This is a genomic window from Pseudomonas sp. 102515, assembly GCF_031085165.1.
GTDB lineage: Bacteria > Pseudomonadota > Gammaproteobacteria > Pseudomonadales > Pseudomonadaceae > Chryseomonas.
The window spans coordinates 983,742-1,006,843 of the sequence record NZ_JAVHTY010000001.1; the positions used below are offsets into that span (position 1 = coordinate 983,742).

Annotated in this window: 24 protein-coding genes and 1 pseudogene; 9 read left to right on the top strand and 16 right to left on the bottom strand. The window is 66.1% G+C overall.

Going from position 1 to position 23,102, the window contains the following annotated elements; translation table 11 throughout:
- Nucleotides 1-51: 51 nt before the first annotated feature.
- The 14 genes from queC to aspS all read right to left on the bottom strand — a co-directional run bounded on the left by queC (nucleotide 52) and on the right by aspS (nucleotide 11,809).
- Complete coding sequence (gene queC, locus RCF34_RS04435; protein ID WP_308707081.1) at nucleotides 52-726, bottom strand: 7-cyano-7-deazaguanine synthase QueC; 675 nt, start codon at nucleotides 724-726, stop codon at nucleotides 52-54.
- 2 nt (nucleotides 727-728) lie between these two features.
- The gene (gene queE, locus RCF34_RS04440; protein ID WP_308707082.1) at nucleotides 729-1,379 is read right to left on the bottom strand and encodes a 7-carboxy-7-deazaguanine synthase QueE; all 651 of its coding nucleotides are present in this window, start codon (nucleotides 1,377-1,379) and stop codon (nucleotides 729-731) included.
- A 69-nt stretch (nucleotides 1,380-1,448) separates the two neighbouring features.
- Nucleotides 1,449-2,276, bottom strand: coding sequence for a tol-pal system protein YbgF (gene ybgF, locus RCF34_RS04445; protein ID WP_308707083.1), 828 nt, complete (start codon nucleotides 2,274-2,276; stop codon nucleotides 1,449-1,451).
- A 6-nt stretch (nucleotides 2,277-2,282) separates the two neighbouring features.
- Nucleotides 2,283-2,804, bottom strand: coding sequence for a peptidoglycan-associated lipoprotein Pal (gene pal, locus RCF34_RS04450; protein WP_007160328.1), 522 nt, complete (start codon nucleotides 2,802-2,804; stop codon nucleotides 2,283-2,285).
- Between the two features lie 59 nt (nucleotides 2,805-2,863).
- On the bottom strand, nucleotides 2,864-4,162 hold the full coding sequence (gene tolB / locus RCF34_RS04455; protein WP_145010019.1) for a Tol-Pal system beta propeller repeat protein TolB: 1,299 nt from the start codon (nucleotides 4,160-4,162) through the stop codon (nucleotides 2,864-2,866).
- Nucleotides 4,159-5,265, bottom strand: a complete 1,107-nt coding sequence (gene tolA / locus RCF34_RS04460; RefSeq protein WP_252977172.1) for a cell envelope integrity protein TolA — start codon at nucleotides 5,263-5,265, stop codon at nucleotides 4,159-4,161. Before tolA ends, tolB begins: the two co-directional genes overlap by 4 nt.
- Entirely contained in the window at nucleotides 5,262-5,708 is a 447-nt protein-coding gene (gene tolR, locus RCF34_RS04465; RefSeq protein WP_133861225.1) for a protein TolR, read from the bottom strand. Before tolR ends, tolA begins: the two co-directional genes overlap by 4 nt.
- 11 nt (nucleotides 5,709-5,719) lie before the next feature.
- Entirely contained in the window at nucleotides 5,720-6,412 is a 693-nt protein-coding gene (gene tolQ, locus RCF34_RS04470) for a protein TolQ (protein ID WP_308707084.1), read from the bottom strand.
- Nucleotides 6,413-6,414: 2 nt separating this feature from the next.
- Complete coding sequence (gene ybgC / locus RCF34_RS04475) at nucleotides 6,415-6,864, bottom strand: tol-pal system-associated acyl-CoA thioesterase (protein ID WP_308707085.1); 450 nt, start codon at nucleotides 6,862-6,864, stop codon at nucleotides 6,415-6,417.
- A 51-nt stretch (nucleotides 6,865-6,915) separates the two neighbouring features.
- Nucleotides 6,916-7,968 (bottom strand): Holliday junction branch migration DNA helicase RuvB, encoded by a 1,053-nt coding sequence (ruvB, locus tag RCF34_RS04480; protein ID WP_017642116.1) that lies wholly within the window; start codon nucleotides 7,966-7,968, stop codon nucleotides 6,916-6,918.
- A gap of 4 nt (nucleotides 7,969-7,972) precedes the next feature.
- Nucleotides 7,973-8,575: a Holliday junction branch migration protein RuvA gene (gene ruvA, locus RCF34_RS04485; protein ID WP_308707086.1), complete on the bottom strand. Its 603-nt coding sequence runs from the start codon at nucleotides 8,573-8,575 to the stop codon at nucleotides 7,973-7,975.
- A 46-nt stretch (nucleotides 8,576-8,621) separates the two neighbouring features.
- Nucleotides 8,622-9,182, bottom strand: a complete 561-nt coding sequence (gene ruvC / locus RCF34_RS04490) for a crossover junction endodeoxyribonuclease RuvC (RefSeq protein WP_007160336.1) — start codon at nucleotides 9,180-9,182, stop codon at nucleotides 8,622-8,624.
- On the bottom strand, nucleotides 9,182-9,928 hold the full coding sequence (locus tag RCF34_RS04495) for a YebC/PmpR family DNA-binding transcriptional regulator (RefSeq protein WP_308707087.1): 747 nt from the start codon (nucleotides 9,926-9,928) through the stop codon (nucleotides 9,182-9,184). Before RCF34_RS04495 ends, ruvC begins: the two co-directional genes overlap by 1 nt.
- A 105-nt stretch (nucleotides 9,929-10,033) precedes the next feature.
- Entirely contained in the window at nucleotides 10,034-11,809 is a 1,776-nt protein-coding gene (aspS, locus tag RCF34_RS04500; RefSeq protein ID WP_308707088.1) for an aspartate--tRNA ligase, read from the bottom strand.
- Between the two features lie 211 nt (nucleotides 11,810-12,020).
- Here aspS and RCF34_RS04505 point away from each other — a divergent pair, with 211 nt between their 5' ends.
- From RCF34_RS04505 to RCF34_RS04515, 3 genes and pseudogenes are all read left to right on the top strand, one after another.
- Entirely contained in the window at nucleotides 12,021-12,491 is a 471-nt protein-coding gene (locus RCF34_RS04505) for a Dps family protein (protein ID WP_132832088.1), read from the top strand.
- A gap of 173 nt (nucleotides 12,492-12,664) precedes the next feature.
- Nucleotides 12,665-12,973: pseudogene (locus RCF34_RS04510) on the top strand (cold shock domain-containing protein membrane protein); the annotation flags it as partial.
- 120 nt (nucleotides 12,974-13,093) lie between these two features.
- Entirely contained in the window at nucleotides 13,094-13,309 is a 216-nt protein-coding gene (locus RCF34_RS04515) for a cold shock domain-containing protein (protein WP_160923550.1), read from the top strand.
- A gap of 57 nt (nucleotides 13,310-13,366) precedes the next feature.
- Here RCF34_RS04515 and RCF34_RS04520 read toward each other — a convergent pair whose 3' ends face one another.
- A complete protein-coding gene (locus RCF34_RS04520; protein WP_308707089.1) occupies nucleotides 13,367-15,457 on the bottom strand; it encodes an LTA synthase family protein in 2,091 nt (696 codons plus the stop codon).
- 317 nt (nucleotides 15,458-15,774) lie between these two features.
- Between RCF34_RS04520 and RCF34_RS04525 the strand changes: the two genes are divergently transcribed.
- From RCF34_RS04525 to RCF34_RS04550, 6 genes are read left to right on the top strand one after another with little or no spacing between them, the layout of a single operon-like run.
- Nucleotides 15,775-16,734, top strand: coding sequence for a MoxR family ATPase (locus tag RCF34_RS04525; RefSeq protein WP_308707090.1), 960 nt, complete (start codon nucleotides 15,775-15,777; stop codon nucleotides 16,732-16,734).
- A gap of 1 nt (nucleotide 16,735) precedes the next feature.
- Nucleotides 16,736-17,674, top strand: coding sequence for a DUF58 domain-containing protein (locus RCF34_RS04530; protein ID WP_308707091.1), 939 nt, complete (start codon nucleotides 16,736-16,738; stop codon nucleotides 17,672-17,674).
- Nucleotides 17,671-18,165 carry a DUF4381 domain-containing protein gene (locus RCF34_RS04535; protein ID WP_308707092.1) on the top strand — a complete coding sequence of 165 codons (495 nt, stop codon included), beginning with the start codon at nucleotides 17,671-17,673 and terminating at the stop codon, nucleotides 18,163-18,165. The genes RCF34_RS04530 and RCF34_RS04535 overlap by 4 nt, the downstream gene beginning before the upstream one ends.
- Nucleotides 18,158-19,156 carry a VWA domain-containing protein gene (locus RCF34_RS04540; protein ID WP_308707093.1) on the top strand — a complete coding sequence of 333 codons (999 nt, stop codon included), beginning with the start codon at nucleotides 18,158-18,160 and terminating at the stop codon, nucleotides 19,154-19,156. Before RCF34_RS04535 ends, RCF34_RS04540 begins: the two co-directional genes overlap by 8 nt.
- The gene (locus RCF34_RS04545) at nucleotides 19,153-20,826 is read left to right on the top strand and encodes a tetratricopeptide repeat protein (protein ID WP_308707094.1); all 1,674 of its coding nucleotides are present in this window, start codon (nucleotides 19,153-19,155) and stop codon (nucleotides 20,824-20,826) included. Before RCF34_RS04540 ends, RCF34_RS04545 begins: the two co-directional genes overlap by 4 nt.
- A complete protein-coding gene (locus tag RCF34_RS04550; RefSeq protein ID WP_308707095.1) occupies nucleotides 20,823-22,406 on the top strand; it encodes a BatD family protein in 1,584 nt (527 codons plus the stop codon). The genes RCF34_RS04545 and RCF34_RS04550 overlap by 4 nt, the downstream gene beginning before the upstream one ends.
- Here RCF34_RS04550 and RCF34_RS04555 read toward each other — a convergent pair.
- Entirely contained in the window at nucleotides 22,394-23,059 is a 666-nt protein-coding gene (locus tag RCF34_RS04555) for a DUF480 domain-containing protein (protein WP_308707096.1), read from the bottom strand. The two genes, RCF34_RS04550 and RCF34_RS04555, sit on opposite strands and share 13 nt — an antisense overlap.
- Nucleotides 23,060-23,102: the final 43 nt, after the last annotated feature.

Genomic DNA, 23,102 nt, shown 5'->3' on the forward strand with positions numbered 1-23,102 from the left:
CGCCATTCTAGCGATTTTCTCAGGAGAATCAACACCCTAGATGAAAATTTTTTACTGATAGCGTGTGGGGTCGGAAATCTTGGCCGCCTTGAAGCCTTCGGCACGCAGGCGGCAGCTGTCGCAGCGACCACAGGCTTGGCCCTCATCGTCGGCCTGATAGCAGGAGACGGTCAGGGCATAGTCCACACCCAGCTGGCTGCCAGCCTGGACGATTTGCGCTTTGGAGAGGAATTGCAGCGGAGCTTCGATCTTGAAGGTATCCCCTTCCACACCGGCCTTGGTGGCGAGATTGGCCAGGCGTTCGAAGGCATCGACGAACTCGGGCCGGCAATCCGGATAGCCGGAATAGTCCACCGCGTTCACCCCAATGAAGAGATGACGGGCACCGAGCACCTCGGCCCAACCCAGGGCCAGCGACAGGAACACGGTGTTGCGTGCCGGCACGTAGGTGACAGGGATGCCCTCCCCCGGGGCCTCCGGGACGGCGATATCCGGATCGGTAAGCGCCGAGCCGCCAATGCCGTTGAGATCCAGACCGATCACCTTGTGCTCGACGACACCCAGCTGACGCGCCACGCGCTCGGCGGCTTGCAGCTCGGCTCTATGGCGCTGGCCGTAGTCGAAACTCATGGTGTGACAGGCGAAGCCCTGGGCCTGGGCCATGGCGACGATGGTGGCGGAATCCAGGCCGCCGGAAAGAAGGATGACCGCTTTAGGCTGACTCATGCTCAGTGTCCCGGTTCGTCGTTCCAGAGAATCTTGTGCAGCTGCAGCTGGAAACGCACCGGCAGATTGTCCGCCACGATCCACTCCGCCAGCTCCCGCGGCACCACCTGGCCATGGCTGGGCGAGAACAGCACCTCGCCTGTCCGTTGCTCCAGGCGATACTCGATCAACTTGGACACCGCCCAGTCATAGTCCTCGCGGGAGCAGATGACGAACTTGATCTGATCGTTGGGCGTCAGGTGGTCGAGGTTGGCGTACAGGTTGCGCCCCACCTCTCCCGATCCCGGCGTCTTTAGGTCGACGACCTTGCTGACGCGCACGTCCACGCCACTGACATCCAGGGCGCCACTGGTTTCCAGGGACACCTGGTAGCCGGCGTCGCACAGCTGCTCAAGCAGCTTGAGGCAGTTGGGCTGGGCCAGCGGTTCGCCGCCAGTCACGCAGATGTGCCGCGGCCGGTAGCTCGCGACCTGGTCCAGGATGGCATCCAGGTGATGGATCTCGCCGCCGGTGAAGGCATAGGCCGTGTCGCAATAGTGGCAGCGCAGGGGACAGCCGGTAAGCCGAACGAAGACAGTGGGAAGACCGGCGGTGCGGGCTTCACCCTGGAGCGAATAGAAGATTTCGGTGAGACGTAGGGTATCTTTTTGCATGGGAGCCACGGGCGTGACGGCTACACAGGCCATCCGCCTCCGTTGCGGTAGATAAGAAAAAAGCCTGCGCTAGGGCAGGCTTTTCAGATCCCGCTGCGCCAGTTGCGCAGCGGAGGTGCCGGGATACTGGCTGATGACCTGCTGGTACATGCCCTTGGCCCGATCGGTGCGGCCGAGCTTCTGCTCGACGCCACCCAGTTTGTACAGCGAATCCGGCACCTTGTTGCTGGTGGGATAGGCCTGACTGACCTTGGCGAATGCCTGGCCCGCGGCCTGCAGATCGCCCTTGGCCAGATTCACTTCACCCAGCCAGTATTGGGCATTGCCCGCATACTGGCTGTTGGGATACTTGCGTAGAAAGGCGTTGAAGGCCTGACTGGCCTTGTCGAAATCCTTGGCTTTTATCAGATCGAAGGCAGCGTCGTAGTACAGCTTTTCCTTCGCCGGATCGCCCGGTTCGCTGCTGGCGACCGGTCCGCCTGCGGAAGCAGGTGGGGCCGGCGTGTTGTTGGCCGCGATGGCACCGCCCTGGGCAGCACCCGCAGCGGCTCCGGCACCTGCATTGGCAGGGGCGGAAGAAAGCTGGGAAATACGGCCATCCAGATCCTGGTAACGATCCAATCCTTCCTGCTTGAGCTGGCGGATCTCGTTTTCCTGAACCTCGACCTGGCCACGCAGGCGAGCGATATCGTCCTGCATCTGTTGCAACTGCATGAACAGTTGACCCATGCCGGAAACGGGAGCCCCGTTTCCGGCACTGGCCGCGCCTGCGCTGCCATAGCCTTGCCCAGCGGACTGGGCAACACCATAGCTACCATCCTGTACGGGAACCTGAGCCCCGGCGACAACCGGTACACCAAGGGTCAGGGCGATCAAGAACTGCAGGCGCTTGGACATCGTTTATTACTTCTTCAGCTCGACGCGACGGTTCTGAGCCCAGGAAGCTTCGTCGTGACCGACGGCAACCGGACGCTCTTTACCGTAGGACACCAGCTCCAGCTGAGCCGGGGACACGCCCTGCAGCACCAGGTAGCGCTGAACGGCCTTGGCACGACGCTCGCCCAGAGCCAGGTTGTACTCGCGGGTACCGCGTTCGTCGGTGTTGCCTTCCAGAACGACGCGCTGGCCGCTGGCCTTCAGGTCACGGGCGTGAACGTCCAGAGCGCGCATGGCTTCCGGCTTCAGGTCGGAGCTGTCGTACTCGAAGTAGAAGGTGGTGATGGCGCGCAGAGCGGCTTCGTCGCCCATGCTGCCGTCGACGGCACCGGAGTTGGCGCCGTAGCCAGCGTTCGGATCGACAGCACCGGCGCCGGCGCCAGCACCAGCGCCTTCACCGGAGGCGTCGCCGCCCTTGGAGGAACAGCCCACGGCCACGGCCATGGCCAGAGCCAGTGCAGCGAACTTGCCGAATTTCAGCATTTCCATCATGTAACTCCTAAAAGAACCGCAATGTTGGTGTAACTAAGGACTTTTCTAATTAGCCGTCAGTTCAGGTAAGGAGACCAGGAAGGCTCGCGCACGTCACCCTGGGCGGTGGGAATAGGAATCCGGACGCGACCATTGATGGAGACAAGCATCAGTACGCCTCGGTCCTGCTGGCGGGTGGCGTAGATTAGCATGGTGCCATTGGGCGCAACAGTGGGCGAATCGTTGAGGCTGGTGTTGGAAAGTACCCGCACAGAGCCGCGTTGGAGGTCTTGCGCAGCGATCTGGAAGTTGGTGAAACCTTCCTGGCGATGCACCATGACCAGGGTCTTTTCATCCGCCGAAAGTTTTGGGTTGGCGTTGTAGTTGCCGACGAAAGTCACGCGCTCAGCACCCCCGCCATTGGCGCTGGTCTTGTAGATCTGCGGCTTGCCGGAGCGATCCGAGGTGAAATAGATGGTCTGGCCATCCTTACCCCAGAAGGGCTCGGTATCGATGGCAGAGTCATTCGTCACACGACGAATGGCACGCGAACCGAGGTCCATCACATAGATTTCGGGGTTGCCGTCCTTGGACAGCACGAAGGCCAGGCGATTGCCATCGGGCGAAAACGCCGGCGCGCCATTCAGGCCCTCGAAGTTGGTCAGCTGCTCGCGGCGACCGGTGTCGATGTACTGCATGAAGATGCGCGGGCGCTGCTGCTCGAAGGAAACGTAGGCGATGCGCTTGCCGTCCGGGGCGAAACGCGGCGACAGGATCGGTTCGCGCGATTGCAGCAGGGTAACGGCACGAGCACCGTCATAGTCGGCGCGCTGCAGGGTGTAACGGGTGTTGGTGGCGGAGAAACGCTCGGCGGTCACATAGAGGATACGCGTCGAGAAGGCGCCCTTCACCCCGGTCAGCTTTTCATAGGCCTGGTCCGAGATGAAGTGCGCCATGTCGCGCAGCTGATCGGTGCTGCCACCGACGTTGCCGGTCAGGACCTGTTGCTCGGTGGAGACGTTGAACAGGGCGTAGCTGATCTGCAGCCGGCCACCGTTGGGGACGACGTTGCCCACCAGCACGTAGTTGGCGCCCAGCGCCTTCCAGTCACGGAAGATCACTTCGCTCGCCTGGCTCGGCTGACTCAGCATGTTCTGGCGCGGAATCGGCGAGAACACCCCGGAGTTGCGCAGGTCGTCGCTGACGATATTGGCCAGGTCTTCCGGGAGCGGCTGACCACCCTGCCAGCCGAAGGGCACGACGGCGATCGGAATGGCGCGATCGCTACCGCTGGAGATCACCAGCGGATCGGCCGCCTGGGCGGAGCCCACCACCAGGACCAGGCCCAGCAGGATGTAACGGATCAGGGTGTTCACAGACTCAGGTCCTCCGGTTTGAAGATCATGCGGCGCTGACGGTACAGCTGATCGAAGGTCTTGCGATCCAGCTGCTGCAGCTCACGGATACGACCGACGTTACGTACGGCCGATACCGCTGAATTATCGAATTCCTTGTTGCCACTGGAGCGGGTCACCGTCGCGCTGGTAATGGTGCCGTCCGGCAGCATGTTGATCTGCACTTCGACGCTCATGCCGTTGCGCGCCGACTGAGGACGCGTCCACTGCTCGCTGACCAGACGCACGATCAGGTCATCGAAGCTCGACGCCACCTCGTCGCCCTGCTCTTCGGCCAGTGCCTGTTGCCGTTGGGTATCATCGGACAGCAGCTCGGCCAACGCCTGCGCCTTCTTGTCTTCCGCCGCCTTGCGTGCAGCTGCCTGGGCAGCCTTCTTCTTGGCGTCGTCCGCCGCTTTCTTCTTGGCGGCTTCTGCCGCAGCCTCTTTCTTGGCCGCTTCTGCCGCAGCCTTCTGCTTGGCCTCTTCCGCGGACTTCTGCTTGGCTGCTTCAGCCGCCGCCTTCTTGGCCGCTTCGTCGGCTGCCTTCTGTTTGGCGGCTTCGTCGGCCTTCTTCTTGGCGATATCCGCCTGTTTCTTCTGCTCGACAGCCTGCTTGGCTTCCGCAGCCGCCTTGGCGGCCTCGGACTGTTTCTCGGCCTCAGCCTTGGCTTCGGCGGCTTTGGCCGCCGCTTCCGCTTGCTGCGCCTTTCGAGCGTCGTCGGCTTTCTTTTGTTCCGCGGCCTGTTGCTGGGCTTCCTTCTGTTGCTGAGCCGCCTTGGCCGCCGCCGCTTCACGCTGGGCTTCCTGTTGCTCGCGACGCTGCTCCAGCTGCTCCTGCTCGTACTGTTTGGCCGCGGTCTTCTTCGCCTCCCCCGCCAGTTTCTGCTCGGTCTGCACCTGCGCCGAACTCTTGGACTTGAGCTGGACCAGGGTCGCCTGGACGACCGGGCGCGACTGGGGCAATTCAGGGGTGAAGGCGAAGCTGACGAACAGCAGGCCGAAGATCAGCACATGCAGGGCGACTGCCCAGATGACCGGCCAGAAATAACTTTCGGACGACGAACGCTCGCGGTGTCGCATCAAGGCGCCTCGGTAATCAACCCGACGTTGGGCACGCCGGCCTGTTGCAAGGCACCCATGGCGCCGGCGACGACACCATAGTTGGCAGCCTTGTCACCCCGGATGAACACCTGGGTGTCCGCACGCTGACGCATGATGGCACCGACCTGCTGACTCAGTTGGGGCAGCGACACCGCGGTCTCGGACTTGGCCTTCTGATCGGTATCGACCTCGGAACCGACGTTCCAGTAGTAGGTACCATTGGCCTTCACGGAGACGGTGAGGATCTGCTTGTCGTTGTCCTGCGGCAGGGCCTGACTGTCGACCTTGGGCAGGTCGACCTTGACGCCCTGGTTGAGCATGGGTGCCGTCACCATGAAGATGACGAGGAGCACCAACATCACGTCGATGTAGGGCACCACGTTCATCTCGGCGACGGGCTTGCGTTTCTTGCGGCGAGGGACCATGGGATACCTCTTTATTCGTCGCTGGTGTGGACTTTGCGGTGCAGGATGGCCTGGAATTCGTCCGCAAAGGTGTAGTAGCGGTTGATCAGCATTTCCGAGCGGGAGGCGAAGCGGTTGTAGGCCACGACGGCGGGAATGGCGGCGAACAGACCGATGGCGGTGGCGATCAGGGCTTCGGCGATGCCGGGCGCCACGGTGGCCAGGGTCGCCTGCTGGGCGGTGGACAGGCCACGGAAGGAGTTCATGATGCCCCAGACGGTACCGAACAGGCCCACATAGGGGCTGGTGGAACCGACGGTCGCCAGGAACGGCAGCGCCTGCTCGAGCTTTTCTTCCTCACGGGAGATGGCGACGCGCATGGCGCGCGAGACGCCTTCCATCACGGCATCGGGATCCACGCCGGGCTGCTGACGCAGGCGGGAGAATTCCTTGAAGCCGGCACGGAAGATCTGTTCGACGCCGGAATCCGGATCGGGGTTGCTACCGGCCTGGCGATACAGCTTGGACAGATCGATGCCCGACCAGAATTTCTCTTCGAAGGCATCCAGGGAACGCTTGGCGGCGCGCATGGCATTGCCGCGCTGGATGATCATGATCCAGGACGTGACAGAGGCTGCGACCAGGATGAGCATCACCAGTTGCACCACCAGACTGGCGTTGGCGATGAGGCTCCACATGGACGTATGGTCGACGTTGGGTTGCACGCTTAATCTCCTGATTGAATTGACGCCGGATTTCCGGCAAGAACCGTTCGCATGGCTTCGGGCATCGCCCTGGGCCTGAAGCTGTCAGCACGCACGCAGGCGACCGTCACCCACCCTTCACAGAGCAGGACAGCGTCTCTGGCGCGCCGGACCTCCTGGTGAAACCTGAGGCTGGCGCGCTTCGCCTCGACCACCTCGGCACCGATCAGCAACTCGTCATCCAGTCGCGCGGGCGCATGGTAGCGCGCTTCGCTGCTATGGACGACGAACAGCAGACCGTCCCGGGCGAGCTCGGACTGGGCATAGCCCAGCGCGCGCAGTCGCTCGGTGCGGGCGCGTTCCATGAACTTGAGGTAGTTGACGTAATAGACGATGCCGCCGGCATCGGTATCTTCGTAGTAGACACGACACCTGAGGACGGACGGCGACGGGCTCCGCGATTGCGCGTGCATACTCTAGAACCTAGCCTCGCCGTTGCCAATCAGAAATGTTCGCAACTGCATTTAATTACCATTGACCTCGAACAGATCGGGTGTACCACCCTGGGCCAGACGCGTCGGCAGATTGAGTCCGAAGTGCAGATAGGCATGCCGGGTCACTACCCGTCCGCGCGGCGTGCGCATGATATAGCCTTGCTGGATCAAATAGGGTTCCAGCACGTCTTCGATGGTGTGACGCTCTTCGCTGATGGCTGCAGCGAGGCTGTCGACGCCCACCGGACCGCCGTCGAATTTGTCGATCATGGTCAGCAGCAGACGGCGATCCTGGTGATCGAAACCCTGGGCGTCGACGTCCAGCAGATCCAGGGCGCGACTGGCGATGTCGTGGCTGATGTGGCCCTGCCCGCGCACCTCGGCGAAGTCCCGCACCCGCCGCAGCAGGCGATTGGCGATCCGCGGCGTGCCGCGCGCCCGGCGGGCGATTTCCATGGCCCCCTCGGCTTCGATGGCGAGACCGAGGATACCGGCCGAACGGGTGACGATGGTGGCCAAGTCCGCGGTGCCGTAGAACTCCAGGCGCTGGACGATCCCGAAGCGGTCGCGCAGCGGATTGGTCAGCATGCCGGCGCGGGTGGTCGCGCCGACCAGGGTGAAGGGTGGCAGATCCAGTTTGATGGAGCGAGCCGCCGGGCCTTCACCGATCATGATGTCGAGCTGGTAGTCCTCCATGGCCGGATAGAGTACCTCCTCGACGATGGGCGACAGCCGATGGATCTCGTCGATGAAGAGCACATCGCCCGCTTCCAGGTTGGTCAGCAGCGCCGCGAGATCGCCCGGGCGTTCCAGCACAGGACCCGAGGTGCTCTTCAGGGAAACCTGCATTTCCTGGGCGATGATGTTGGCCAGGGTGGTCTTGCCTAGGCCGGGTGGGCCGAAGATCAGGGTGTGGTCGAGGGCCTCGCCCCTGCCCTTCGCGGCCTGGATGAACAGGCCCATCTGGTCGCGCACCACCGGCTGGCCGATGTAGTCGGCCAGGCGCACCGGACGGATGGCGCGATCTTGGAATTCTTCACGGTCGCGGCCGCCGGCCGAGATGAGGCGATCGGTTTCTATCATGGGATCAGACCATGCCCTTCAGGGCGCGACGGATGAGTTCCTCGCTGGAAAGGTCTTCCCCTTCCACGGCGGCGACGGCGCGACTGGCTTCCTGGGGCTTGAAGCCCAGGGCGACCAGGGCGCTGACCGCATCGGCCTCGGCGCTGGCGGCGACGGAGGCCTGGTTCGGCAAGACCAGGGGGGCGATGGTGGGCAGATTCTCCCAGGCCTTGAAACGGTCCTTCAGCTCGACCAGCAGACGCTCGGCGGTCTTCTTGCCCACTCCCGGCACCTTCACCAGGACGGATGTGTCCTGGGCTTGCACACAGCGAACCAATTCATCCACCTCGAGACTGGACATCAAGGCCAGGGCCAGCTTGGGACCGACACCATTGAGCCGGATCAGCTCGCGAAACAGCTCACGCTCGCGCTTTTCGCCGAACCCATACAGCAGGTGCGCATCTTCCCGTACCACGAGGTGAGTGTGCAATGTGACGATTTCACCCTGGGCCGGCAGCCGATAAAGGGTCGTCATGGGCACTTCGACCTCATAGCCGACTCCGCCCACGTCGAGCAGGAGATGCGGCGGCTGCTTTTCCGCCAGGGTGCCACGTAGACGACCGATCACAGGGTTACCTTCCTAACGTTGGAGCGAGGGGGTTGAGCGGATAAGACTAGAGCCGCAGACGACCGCCGCGGCGGCGGGTCGCCAGCAGGCCATGAGGCACCAGGCTCTGCCGGGTATGGGCATGGCACAGGGCGATGGCCAGGGCATCGGAGGCATCGATCTGCGGCTTTTCGGTCAAGCGCAGCAGGTGCATGACCATCAGCATCACCTGCTGCTTGTCCGCCCCGCCGTTGCCGACCACCGCCTGCTTGACCTGGCTCGCGGTGTATTCGGAGATCTCCAGGCCACCCTCGGCGCCGGCGACGATGGCCGCACCCCGGGCCTGACCCAGCTTGAGCGCCGAATCGGCGTTGCGCGCCATGAACACCTGCTCGATGCCCATGGTGACCGGCCCGTACTGGGCGATGACGTCGCGCACGCCGCGATAGACGATCTGCAACCGCTCGGGCAAAGGACCGTTTCCCGTACGGATGCACCCGGAGGCCACGTATTCGCAGCCCCGCCCGGTGTCGCGCACCACGCCAAAGCCGGTCAGCCGCGAGCCCGGGTCGATGCCCAGTACCAGGGTGCCGGGCGCATCGGGCGGCAGGCGCTCATAGAGGGACATCAGCCGAGCTGCGCCATGACATCCTCGGGGATGTCGGCGTTGGAATAGACGTTCTGCACGTCATCCAGGTCTTCGAGCATGTCGATCAGCTTGAGCACCTTCTGCGCGGTGTCCAGATCCAGGGTCGCGGAGGTCGAGGGGATCATGGTCACCTCGGCTTCGTCGGCCTTGTAGCCGGCGGCGGTCAGGGCTTCGTTGACGGCGATGAAGTCGGCGAAGCTGGTGAAGACATCGATGGAGCCGTCATCGTTGGCCACCACGTCGTCGGCACCGGCCTCCAGGGCCGCTTCCATCAGGGCGTCCTCGTCCAGGCCCGGGGCGTAGCTGATCTGGCCCTTGCGCTCGAACAGATAGGCCACCGAGCCGTCGGTACCCAGGTTGCCACCGCACTTGTTGAAGGCGTGGCGGACTTCGGCCGCGGTACGGTTGCGGTTGTCGGTCATGGCCTCGACGATGATGGCGACGCCGCTCGGGGCGTAGCCTTCATAGGTCAGTTCCTCGACGTTCTCGCCCTCGCCGGCACCCACGCCCCGGGCGATGGCCCGGTCGATGGTGTCGCGGGTCATGTTGGCGGTCAGCGCCTTGTCCACCGCCAGGCGCAGGCGGGGATTGTCGGCTGGAACGCCGCCGCCCTGGCGCGCGGCCACGGTCAGCTCACGGATGATCTTGGTGAAGATCTTGCCCTTCTTGGCATCCTGGCGTTCTTTGCGATGCTTGATGTTGGCCCACTTGGAATGACCGGCCATAAGCTACTCCAATGTCTTGATGAAGACTGCGCCGGCAGCGATGGCCGCGGCGCATTGAAAAGGGAAACGGCGGGCACCCGTCCGGACGCCCTCCTCCGATAAGGCTTATTCCGCCTTGGGCTGCTCGCGCAGGCGGATGTGCAGCTCGCGCAGGGCCTTTGCGTCGACGGCGCCGGGCGCCTGGGTCATGACGTCGGCGGCGCTCTGGGTCTTCGGGAAGGCGATGACTTCACGAATGGACGAGGCACCGGTCATCAGCATCACCAGGCGATCCAGGCCAAAGGCCAGGCCACCGTGGGGCGGTGCACCGAACTTCAGGGCGTCCAGCAGGAAGCCGAACTTCTCTTCCTGTTCCGCTTCGCTGATACCCAGCACCTCGAAGACGGCTTGCTGCATCTTCTTGTCGTGGATACGAATGGAACCGCCGCCCAGCTCGGTGCCGTTGAGCACCATGTCGTAGGCGCGCGACAGCGCTGCACCCGGATTGGCCTTGAGCTCTTGCGGGCTGCACTTGGGCGAGGTGAAAGGGTGGTGCATGGCGGTCAGGCTGCCATCGTCGTTCTCCTCGAACATCGGGAAGTCGACCACCCACAGCGGCGCCCACTGGCAGGTCAGCAGGTTGAGGTCGTGGCCGAGCCTGATGCGCAGGGCACCCAGGGCTTCGGAGACGACCTTGGTCTTGTCCGCGCCGAAGAACACGATGTCGCCATCCACCGCGCCGACACGGTCGAGGATGACGTTGATGTTGGCCAGCGGGATGTTCTTGACGATGGGCGACTGCAGGCCCTCGACGCCGGCGGCACGCTCGTTGACCTTGATGTAGGCCAGGCCCTTGGCACCGTAGATGCCGACGAACTTGGTGTAGTCGTCGATCTGCTTGCGCGGCATGCTCGCCCCGCCCGGTACGCGCAGCGCGGCGACGCGGCACTTGGGATCGTTGGCCGGGCCGGCGAAGACCTTGAAGTCGACGTCCTTGAGCTGGTCTTCCACGTCCGTAAGTTCCAGCGGGATGCGCAGGTCCGGCTTGTCGGAACCGAAGCGACGCATGGCGTCGGCCAGGGTCATGTGCGGCAGCTCGCCGAACTCGACGTCCAGGACTTCCTTGAACAGGTTGCGCACCATCGTCTCGGTGATGTCCATGATGTCTTTTTCATCGAGGAAGCTGGTCTCGATGTCGATCTGGGTGAATTCCGGCTGGCGATCGGCCCGCAGGTCCTCGTCACGGAAGCACTTGGCGATCTGGTAGTAGCGGTCGAAGCCAGCGACCATCAGCAGCTGCTTGAACAGCTGGGGCGACTGCGGCAGGGCGAAGAAGCTGCCGGGATGGGTGCGGCTGGGCACTAGGTAGTCGCGGGCACCCTCGGGGGTGGCCCGGGTCAGGATCGGGGTTTCCACGTCGAGGAAACCGTTTTCGTCCAGGTAGCGACGGATGCTGGAGGTGATGCGCGAACGCAGCTTGAGCTTCTCGGCCATCTCCGGACGACGCAGGTCGATGAAGCGATAGCGCAGCCGGGTCTCTTCCCCGACGTCGGTGTATTCGTTGAGCGGGAACGGCGGGGTCTCCGCTTCGTTGAGCACCTCCAGCTCGTAGCCCAGCACCTCGATGGCACCGGACGCCATGTTGGCGTTGCGCGCGCCCTCGGGACGCAGACGTACCTTGCCGGTGAGCTTGACGACGTATTCGCTGCGCACGCGGTCGGCCTTGGCGAAGGTTTCGGCGCGATCCGGATCGAACACCACCTGGGCCAGGCCTTCGCGATCGCGGATGTCGAGGAAGATGACCCCGCCGTGGTCACGGCGGCGGTGGACCCAACCGCAGAGGGTGATTTCCTGGCCGTCCAGGCTCTCGTTCAACTGGCCGCAATAGTGGCTGCGCATCATGATCGTGGTTTCGCTTCTCTAGAACAGGCTGAATGCGTGGAGGCGCCGGGCCGACAGGACCGCGCGCTCGACTGAACGGGAGATTCTATATCATCCGCCACGATTTTACCGTAGCCGGGCGCGCAGCTCGACACGCGAACACTGGCTAAACGGCCAGCGGTTCTGTGATAGCCTCGGAGCCCTTCGCAACCGACGCACAGGAGCCGTCAGCATGGAAATCAACATCGGAATCGCCGAACAGGATCGTGCCCAGATCGCCGAGGGCCTGTCGCGCCTCCTGGCCGACACCTACACCCTGTATCTGAAGACCCACAACTTCCACTGGAACGTGACCGGGCCGATGTTCAACACCCTGCACCTGATGTTCGAGACCCAGTACACCGAGCTGGCCGTGGCGGTGGACGACATCGCCGAGCGCATCCGTGCCCTGGGTTTCCCGGCGCCGGGTACCTATGCCGCCTACGCCCGCCTGTCGAGCATCAAGGAAGAGGAAGGCGTACCGGACGCCCAGGAGATGATCCGCCTGCTGGTGCAGGGCCAGGAAGCCGTGGTGCGCACTGCCCGGGGCATCTTCCCGCTGCTGGACAAGGTCAGCGACGAGCCCACCGCCGATCTGCTGACCCAGCGCATGCAGACCCACGAGAAGACGGCCTGGATGTTGCGCAGCTTGCTCGCCGCCTGAATCCGGCTGCCGTCGCGGTCCGCGGTCCGCGGTCCGCGACGGTGCCACGATTGAGCGGCCCTCACCTTTTGGGTTAAATAAGGACGCGCTTTTCGCGCCGGGTCACTCCGCTGTCGGGCACCGCTCCGGCAGTTTCGGCAGACCCGTGTTCTCTATCCCAAGGTGATTTCACATTGAACACGTTATCTACTGTCCATGTCGTGGTGGGCGCTGCTGCGCTCCTGTTATCGGCGATTCCCGGACTGCAGTCCGACACCTCGTCCTTCGATCAACCCGAGTCCATCCATCTGGCCCTGCTGGGTCTCGCCACCCTTCTCTTCACGCCTTTCTCCCGTAGCCGCAGCAGCGGTGCCCAGAAACTCGCCAGCGCCCTGCTGGTGATCGCCGTCGTGGCCCAGACCTTCATCCTGCTGGCGCCCCTCGGGCAGATCGGCGGCCTGCCGGCCGAATTGCTGCCGCTGGGCCTGACCCTGGTCGCTGCGCTGGCCAGCCTGCCGGAAAAGTTTCGTGCCCCGGCGGGCAGCGCCGCGGTGGCCGACAGCGACGTTCGCCCACGTCAGGCCCCGCGTCCCGCCCCTGTCGCAGCCGCTCCGGCCCGTCCACTGGCCGATGACCGCGAGCGTGGCACGGTGAAGTGGTTCAACACCTCCAAAGGCTTCGGCTTCATCTCCCGCGATACCGGCGACGATATCTTCGTGCACTTCCGCGCGATCCGTGGCGAAGGTCATCGGGTACTGATGGAAGGCCAGCGCGTGGAATTCTCGGTGATCCAGCGGGACAAGGGCCTGCAGGCCGAGGACGTGGTCATCGCAGCCTGATCGCTGCCAGCCAAAAGAAAGGCCGCCCTCGGGCGGCCTTTTTCATGGACGACGAGGCTACTGCCGCTGGGCGGCCGCGGCCTTGCTGTCGTTCATGCCGGTGGTGTTGCCGAGCAGGCTGGCGGTCGCGGTCTGGATGAAGGCCTCCAGGCGCTTCTGCAGTTCGGGCGCGCTGGCGTCGCCCTTGAGCACCTCGCCGCCAGCCTGGGTGCCCAGGTGATAGCGATAGAGTACGGCGTCGCGGTCGCGCGGCTTGACCAGGATGCGATCGCCCGTGACCAGGGCCACGGTCTGGTCGCTGCCCGACGGCTTGATCACCGCCACGCCCGGATCGCCCTGGGGCAGCCCCAGCAGATCACGGCCCCAGCACTGGTGCTGGGTCGGCTTGCCGAAGCGGGCCAGCACCGTGGGTACCACGTCGATCTGGCTGCCGACGGTGTCGCGACGGGCACCAAAGGTTTCCTGCACGTCCGGACCGATCAGCAAGAGCGGCACGTTGAAGCGCGACAGGTCCATCTCGGTGATCTGCTCGTTGTTGCCGAAGCCATGGTCACCGACGATGACGAACAGGGTGTCCTGGTACCAGGGCTCTTGCTTGACCTTGGCAAAGAACTGACCCAGCGACCAGTCGGCGTAGCGCATGGCGGTGAGGTGTTCGTCGAGCGAGCCGTGACCGGTGACCGGGGTGACCGGCAGGTCCTTGGGCAGCGCATAGGGGGTGTGGTTGGACAGGGTCTGCAGCAGCGCATAGAAGGGCTTGCCGTCCGGCGCCTTGGCCAGCGTGTCCAGTTCCTGCACCGAGCGGTCGAACATGTCCTGGTCGGAGACGCCCCAGGTCGGATCCATGAACACCGGATTCACGAAGTCCTCGCGACCGACGAAGCGGGTCATGCCCTGGTTGCTGAAGAAGCCGGACTGGTTGTCCCACTGGAAGTTGCCGTTGTAGACGTAGACGTCGTCGAAGCCACGGGTGCTCAGCAGTTGCGGCAAACCGGAGAACTGGTGCGCGCCCTCGGGCATGCGCATCAGGTACTCGAAGGCCGGCAGGTTGGGGAAGCAGGCCATGGTGGCGAACATGCCCTGGTGGGTATGGGTGCCGTTGGAGAAGAAGCGGGTGAACAGGGTGCCCTGCTTGGCCAGGGCGTCGAAGTTCGGCGTGATGCCGTCTTCGTTGCCCAGCGCACCGATGTAGCGACCGGCCATGCTTTCCATGAGGATCACCACCACGTTGCGCACCTTGGGCAACTGGCCGTCGGCGGGCGGGGTGTAGATCCGGCGCATGGCGGCCTTGTCGGCGTCGATCAGTTCGTCACGCGGGGTCAGCAGCAGTTGCCGGGTAGTGGCCAGGGCCTCGGCGACCGGCATGGTGGCCTTCCAGCTGTTGTCGCGGTGATCGGAAAAGCTGTTCTCGGCGGCGTCGATCAGGGTCAGGGTGCCGTTCAGGCCGAGGTGGTTGGCGAACATGGAGTCGGTGGTATAGGCGTCGCCCCAGCGCAGTGGCGGCCCGGATCTCAGGGTCCCCCGGGCGGCGATGACGGCCACCACCAGGCAGAGCATGAACACCGCGCCCCGGCGATACCAGGCGGCCGGGCGCGGCGCGGCATAGCGCCGGGTGGCTCGTTCGATGCCAAAGAACACCAGGCCCAGCAGCAGGGTCGCCACGGCCCAGGCCAGCAGCAGGCGCACCACCGGGAAACCGTTCCAGATCATGCTGGTGACGGTATGCAGGTCTTCCTGCAGGTACTGGAACACCAGGCTGTTCAACCGCTGGTGGAATTCACGGTAGAAGTTGAGCTCGGCGACGCCCAGCAACAGGCAGACGCTGGCGGCCAGGGTGAACCAGCCGGCCTGCAGCCGGCGCGCGGCCATGGCTCTCAGGCTGAACAGGCAGAACAGCGAGGGCGCGCAGATATAGACCACCAGGCGCAGGTCGAAGCGCGCGCCGTTGAGGAAGGCCTCGGCAAAGGTGGCGAAGGGCGAATCGCCGATCAGGTCGGTGTTGTAGCCCAGCAACACCAAGCGCAGCAGGGTGAACATGACCAGCAGTGCCAGGCCGCAGCCTAGGACGAAGCTCAGGTGGCTGCCCAGCGTCGGCAGCGGGCGGATGCCAGCGGCACGCGGGGTTTGGGGGACTTCCGTTTGCGACATGAAAACACCTTGTCAAAAGCAGCAGGGATTCGCGGCGCGTGGCCAGCGGCTCGGGATCGGCCACGCAGACGCCTCGGGCGCGGTCGGCAGGCGTGGGAGTTTAACCATCCGGCGCGATCGCGCCAGTCCGGGCCTCCTCGACGTGGGCGAAGCGAGACCTCCGCCGCGCTGCCAATCGCCCAGCCTGAGCAGAAGCACGTCAAAATTTCGTCAAGACCTGCTCTGGATGCGACCTCAGCGCAGGCATGGGCGGCAGCCGCCGCTTGCAGTAAAATCCAGCACCCTTGACCGCTCCAGCGCCGTATTCAGGATGCCCCATGGCTCATCGTGACGCTCTGCAGGTGCTACGCACCTACCTGACCAGCCAGATCCTTGGCCAGGAAACCCTGGTGGAGCGCCTGCTCATCGCGGTGCTGGCGGATGGCCATCTGCTGGTGGAGGGCGCACCGGGGCTGGCCAAGACCAAGGCCATCAAGGACCTGGCGGAAGGCCTGGAGGCCGATTTCCACCGGATCCAGTTCACCCCCGACCTGCTGCCGGCCGACATCACCGGCACCGAGATCTATCGTCCCGACACGGCAACCTTCTCCTTCCAGCAGGGGCCGATCTTCCACAACCTGGTCCTGGCCGACGAGATCAACCGGGCGCCGGCCAAGGTGCAGTCCGCGCTGCTGGAAGCCATGGCCGAACGCCAGGTGAGCATCGGTCGCACCTCCTATGCCCTGCCCGACCTCTTCCTGGTGATGGCCACCCAGAATCCCATCGAGCAGGAGGGCACCTATCCGCTGCCCGAGGCCCAGCTCGATCGCTTCCTGATGCACGTCAAGATCGGCTACCCCGACGCCTCGGTGGAGCGTCGCATCCTGGCCCAGGCCCGTGGCGAAGCCCTGGACGGCGAGACCCTGCCAACCGAGCGCGTCACCCAGGCGGAGATCAATGCGGCCCGACGCGAGGTGCTCGGACTGTACATGGCCGACGCCGTGGAGGAATACCTGGTCCAGCTGATCATGGCGACCCGCACCCCGGGGCGCTTCGACCAGGACCTGGCGCACTGGATCACCTATGGCGCCAGCCCGCGCGGCTCCATCGCCCTGGATCGCTCCGCCCGCGCCCATGCCTGGCTGGCCGGACGGGACTTCGTCAGCCCGGAGGATATCCAGGCGGTGGTCTTCGATGTCCTGCGCCACCGTGTCATCCTGTCCTTCGAGGCAGAGGCCGCCGGCATCGACCATGACCGGGTGGTGCAGCGCATCCTCGATCTGGTGGCCGTGGCCTGAGATGGCCGAGCGCAACGGCGTGACCCTGGGCCTGGCCGAACTCATCGAGATGCGTCACCGAGTGGTCGAGGTGCAGCTGTTTTCCGCAGCCGGACGACGCAGCCCGCTGATCGGCCTGCACCACTCGCGCCTGCGCGGGCGCGGGGTGGATTTCGACCAGGTGCGCGCCTATCAGCCCGGCGACGATGTCCGGGCCATCGACTGGCGCGTCACCGCCCGCACCCGCGAGCCCCATACCAAGCTGTTCCACGAAGAGCGCGAGCGGCCGGTCTATCTCCTTCTGGAGCAGAGTCCACGTACCTTCTTCGGCACTCGCCAGCAATTCAAGTCGGTGCTCGCCGGGCGGCTGGCCGCGCTGATCGGCTGGGCGGTGCTGGAGCACAACGACCGCATCGGCGGCATGATCTTCGGCGGCGAACGCCTGCACGAAGTGCGGCCACGACGCAGCAAGCAGAATCTGCTGCGCTTCTTCGATCACCTGGTCAACGCCAATCGGGCGCTGCAGGATCCGGCCCTGGCCCAGGTGCCGCGCATCACCTTCAACCAGGTCCTGCGCCGTGCTCGCGAGGTGCTGCGTCCCGGCAGCCTGGCGCTGGTGATCTGCGACGAGCGCAGCCTGGACGTGGCCACCGAGCAGCACCTCACCCTGCTCTCGCGGCACAGCGACCTGGTCCTGCTGCCGCTCTCCGATCCGCTGGATCATGAATTGCCCCAGGCCGGCCTGCTGCGTTTCACCAGCGGCCAGGCGGAGGTGGAGCTGGATACCGATCGCGCCGACGTACGCCAGGGCTATGCCGAGCAGGCCGCGCAGCGCCGCGAACGCTGGACCGAGCTCAGCCTGCGCCTGGGCGTTCCGCTGCTGCCGCTGTCCACGGCGGACGACCTCATCGAGCAGTTGCGGCATCTCTTGCGCCAGCACCGTCCAGGGTACACCTCGTGACGCCCGGACTGCCCAATCTGGAGCCGCTGCGGCTGCCGCCGGAGCCGGCCCTCTGGCCACCGGCCCCGGGCTGGTGGCTGCTGGCGCTGGTCGTGGTGGCGCTGGCCTTCTTTCTGCGCCATCGCCATGGCCGACGGCCCCTGGTCAGCGTGCCCCTCGTCGAGCCAACTACCGAAGAGGATCTGCGCACCACCGCGCTGGCCGAGCTGGCGCGCCTGCCGCGTCCCTATGGCGCTCCGGCCGGCCCCTGGTTGCAGGCACTTAACGCCCTGCTCAAACGCCTCTGCCGGGCCAGCTATCCGGATCAGCTCAGCCAGACCCTGAGCGGCCGCGACTGGCTGGCCTTTCTCGATTCGCGCTGTCCGGCGGCTGGCCTGACGCGCTACATGATCCTGGTCGATGGCGGCTATCGTCCGGATTGTCGGCTGGACGACCGCGCCATCGACGGCCTGCAGGACGCCGTCGCCACCTGGATCCGCAAGCATGTTTGAATTCGCCTGGCCCTGGTTGTGGCTGTTGCTGCCACTGCCCTGGCTGCTGCGCGTGCTCCTGCCGGCGGCCGACAGCGGCCAGGCCGCCCTGCGCGTGGAATTCCTCGGTGAACTCGAACACCTGGGCGGGCGCACCCGCCACACCGGCGGCCTGAGCGGCGCCCGTCGCCTGCTGCCCTTTCTGCTGGGCTGGCTGCTGATCCTGGGCGCCGCGGCGCGCCCCCAATGGGTGGGGCCACCCCAGCCGCTGGACGTGAGCGGTCGCGATCTGCTGCTGGCGGTGGATGTCTCCGGCTCGATGGATACCCCGGACATGCAATTGGGCGACGAGAACGTCAGCCGCCTGAACCTGGTCAAGCAACTGCTCGGCCGCTTCATCGACAGTCGCCAGGGCGATCGCGTCGGCCTGATCCTGTTCGGCTCCCAGGCCTATCTACAGGCGCCCCTGACCGCCGACCGACGCACCGTGCATGCCCTCCTCGAAGAAGCCCAGATCGGCCTGGCCGGGCGCAACACGGCGGTGGGCGACGCCGTGGGCCTGGCGGTCAAGCACCTGCGCAAGCGGCCGGACAACAGCCGCACCCTGATCCTGGTCACCGACGGCGCCAGCAACGGCGGCGTGGTGACGCCCGAGGTGGCGGCGAGCCTGGCGGCCAGCGAGCGGGTGCGCGTCTACACCCTCGGCATCGGCGCCGATCCGGATACCCTGGGCGCCGCCGCGACGCCCAGCGATCTCGACGAACCCATGTTGCGCCACCTCGCCGAGGTCACCAACGGCGCCTATTTCCGGGTGAGATCCAGCACCGAGCTGGCCGCCGTGTCGCGCCAACTCGATCGCCTCGAACCCATCCGCCAGCAGCCGGACCAGGCCCGTCCCACCCGCGAACTCTATCCCTGGCCACTGGCCGGGGCGCTGCTGCTCGGCCTGGCCCTGGCGCTCGACCGCCTGCCGTGGCCGCCGCGCTGGCGGCGCCGAGGCAAGCCGACATGAACGACTGGCTGCCGCTGTTCCTGCGTCCCGGGTGGCTGCTGGCCCTGGTGCCGGTCGCCCTGTTGATCGGGTCGCTGCGTCAGCGCCGGCATCGCCACGGGCGCTGGCAGGCGCTCCTGCCTCCGGCGCTGCAACCCTGGCTGCTCAGTGACAGCGATCGCCAGCGCTCGCCCCTCGGCCTGGTGCTGCTGGGCCTGGCCGGGGTGGTGGCCTGCCTGGCCCTGGCCGGTCCCAGCTGGCAGCAGGGTGAAGCGCAGAACTTTCGCCGCAACGATCCGCTGGTGGTGGTACTGGCGCTGACGCCCGATCTGCTCGCCACCGACGTCACCCCGAACCGCCTGCTGGCCGTGCAGCGCAAGCTGCAGGACCTGCTCAAGGCGCGCCAGGACGGCGAGACCGCCATCGTCGTCTATGCCGGCAGCGCCCACACCCTGGTGCCCCTGACCGACGACCTGCCGACCATGGACAACCTGCTCAAGGCGCTGCGGCCGTCGATCATGCCGGTGCCCGGGCAGCGCGCCGACCTGGGCGTCGCCCAGGCCCTGGAACTGCTCGGTCCGGCGCCCAGCGCCAGTGCCCGGCTGCTGCTCATCGCCAGCGACCTGGACGACCGCGAGCGCCTGGGCCTCGAGCGCCAGTTGCAGGGGCGGTTGCGCCAGCTGGCGATCCTCGGCCCGGGTACACCCCAGGGTGCCCCGGTGGCCGCCGAGACCGGCAACTACCTGAGCGACGCCGCCGGCGGCATCCGCATCGCCCGATTGGACGAAGGCCACCTGCAGGGCGTCGCCCAGGCGCTGGGCGGGCGCTATCAGCGCTTGCAGCGTGACGACAGCGACCTGCGCCGCCTCGGCCTGCTGGAGCGTCCGGGCGATGTGCGAGCCAGCGACGGCCAGGCCCCCTCGGACTGGCGCGACCAGGGTTACCTGCTGCTGCTGCCGCTGCTGATCCTGGTCGCCTGCGGCGCGCGCCGCGGCTGGCTACTGTGCCTGCCCTTCTGCCTGCTGCTGACGCCCCCTCCGGCGCAGGCCGGCAGCTGGGACGACCTCTGGCTGCGTCGCGACCAGCAGGCCCTGCAGCTGCTGGCCGACGATCAGGCTGGCGCGGCCGCCGACCTCTTCAGCGACGAGCGCTGGCGCGGCGTGGCGCTCTATCGCGCCGGCGACTTCAGCGGCGCCGCCGCGGCCTTCGCCCGGGACCCGTCGGCGGACGGCCACTACAATCGCGGCAACGCCCTAGCCATGGCCGGACGCCTGGAAGAGGCCCTGCGCGCCTACCGCGCGGCGCTGGTGTTGCGCCCGGATCTGACCCCCGCCCTGCGCAATCGCAACCGCCTCGAACGCCTGCTCGCCCAACGCGCCGCAGCCCAGGCCGACGCCGCCGCCCGCAGTCGCAAGGCGCAGAACGCCAGCCAGAGCAGCGCCCAGGCGGACGAGCCGGCCAATAGCAGTACCCCGCCGTCCGCTGCAGCCGCCGCAGCCCGCCCGCAGCCGCAGGCCCAGGCCGGCGCGGACTGGCTCGTCAGCCCCTCCTATGCCGAAGATTCCCTGGCGGAGGAACAGCGTCAGGCAGCCGAACAGTGGCTGCGAGAGATCCCCGACAACCCGGCCGAACTGCTGCGCCGCAAATTCTGGTACCAGCAACAACAACGCGAGGAGAACGCGCTGCAATGAAGTCCTATCCGTTGCTGCTGCCCCTCGCGCTGCTCGCGCCGCTGCTCCAGGCGGCGGATCTCAGCGCCCGCCTGGAGCGCAACCAGCTCAGTCAGAACGAGACGCTGGAGCTCATCCTCGAGACCACCGACCCCGCCCAGTTCGGCAAGCCCGATCTTGGCCCGCTGGAGCAGAACTTCCGCGTGCTCGGGGTACGGCAGAACAGCCTGCCGCCCGGCGAGCGGGTGACCACGCGCTGGAACGTGACCCTGCAACCCAAGGCCAGCGGCGCCCTGACCATTCCCGCCCTGATCCTCGACGGCGCCCGCAGCCAGCCGCTGACCGTCACCGTTGAAGCCAGCGCCGCCAGGCGCCAGACCCGCGAGCCGGTCTATCTGGAAGCCTCGGTGGAGCGCACCCGGCTCTATGTGCAGGCGGAAACCATCCTGACCATTCGTCTCTACCACGCCGTGGCGCTCTATGACGACCATGTGCTCACCCCACCCAATCCCAGCGAGGCGCGGGTGGATCTGCTCGGTACGCCGCAGGTCTACGAGCGTGACGTCGAGGGCGTACGGCATGGCGTGATCGAATGGCGCTACGCCATCCATCCGCTGCAGAGCGGTACCCTGGTGCTGCCACCCCAGACCTTCAGCGCCACCCTGGCCGGTGGCCTCGACGACAGCTCGCGCGCTGGCCAGCCAATCCAGCTGCGCACTCCCGCGCTGACCCTCGAAGTCCTCGCGCAGCCCGCCAGCTATCCGCCGCAGACGCCCTGGGTGCCGGCGCGCAGCCTGACCCTGACGCAACAATGGAGTCCTGCGCCGGAAGACGCCCACGAGGGCAACGCCCTGACCCGTACCCTGCAGCTGCGTGCCGAAGGCCTGGCACCTGGTCAGCTCCCCCCACTGGTGCTGCCCGAGACCGAGGGCGTGAAGCGCTATGCCGAACAGCCGCGGCTGTCGCTGCAGACCCAGGCGCGCGGACTGGTCGGGCAACGCGAGGAACGGGTCGCCCTGATTCCCACCTCCACGGGTGACAAGGTCCTGCCGCCGGTGGAGGTGGTCTGGTGGAACACCGAGACCGATACCCTCGAACGCGCCACCCTGCCCGCGCAAACCCTGGTGGTCGCCGAGGATCCGACCCTGCAACCGGTGGCGGCACCGGCCACTGGCAAGGTCACCGGCGGTGACCGGGGACTCTGGCGCTGGCAGCTGGCGACGGCCTTCTTCGCCCTGACCACCCTGCTCGGCTTCGGCCTCTGGTGGCGCGCCCGCCGTCAGCCGGCGGTCTTGCCGACCGTGCCCGATCTCGATAGCCGCCTGCAGCGCGAAGAGCTGCGCCGCGCCTGCCAGAGCAACGATCCCCACGCCACCCGTCACGCCCTGGACGCCTGGGCCCGGCAGCAACCGGAAACCCTGGCGGCCATGGGGGCACGTTTCGAGCCCCTGGCCGCCGCGCTCGACGACCTCAATGGGGCGCTCTACAGCGAAGCCGGTCAGCGCTGGCAGGGCGAGACGCTATGGCAGGCGATCAATGCCCTGCCGCCGCTGACGCCCGCGGCCGTGCACGACACCCTGCCACCGCTCTATCCGCGCTGAGCGGCTTCTTCCAGCTGCGCCAGGCGCTCTTCGAGGGCGGCGATCCGGGCTTCCATCGCCTCCAGCCGGCCTTCGCGTCCGCCGGCAGGGGTACCGCCGTCGGAGGCACTACCCAGCTGCGCGACCTGGGCGTCGCGTTCCGCCGCGTTGCCGAACAGATGCAGATAACGCTCTTCGCGCTGGCCAGGCTGTCGCCCCAGGCCGGTGGCCAGGCCGCGGGCGATCAGCCGCTCCAGGCGGTGGCGCACCTGCTCGGTATCGTCGAAGGCATGCATCCGGCCGCTGCGGGCCAACAATTCGCCCAGGGTCTGGGGCCCCCGCAGGAACAGCAGGGCACAGAGCACCCACTGGGGTGGCGGGAGCTCCAGGGCCTTGTCCAGCCGCTGCTCCCAGCGATCCGTCCGGCTGCCCATGACCAGGCGGGCCAGACCGCGTTCTTCCAGACGCCGCAGTCCCTGCCCCACTTCACCCGGGGTGAGGTTGAGCACCGGCTCGCGACTGGTCTTCTGGTTGCAGGCCAGCACCAGCGCATTGAGTGTCAGGGGATAGCTTTCCGGCGTGGTCAGCTGCTTCTCGATGAGGCTGCCGAGAACGCGGATCTCGTTGGCCTCCAGCGGCTCTTCGGCAAAGGCGGGGATGACTGCTTGGCTCATGGCGGACTCCGCTTGGATGACGCGCCAGCCTAGCCTGCCCTCA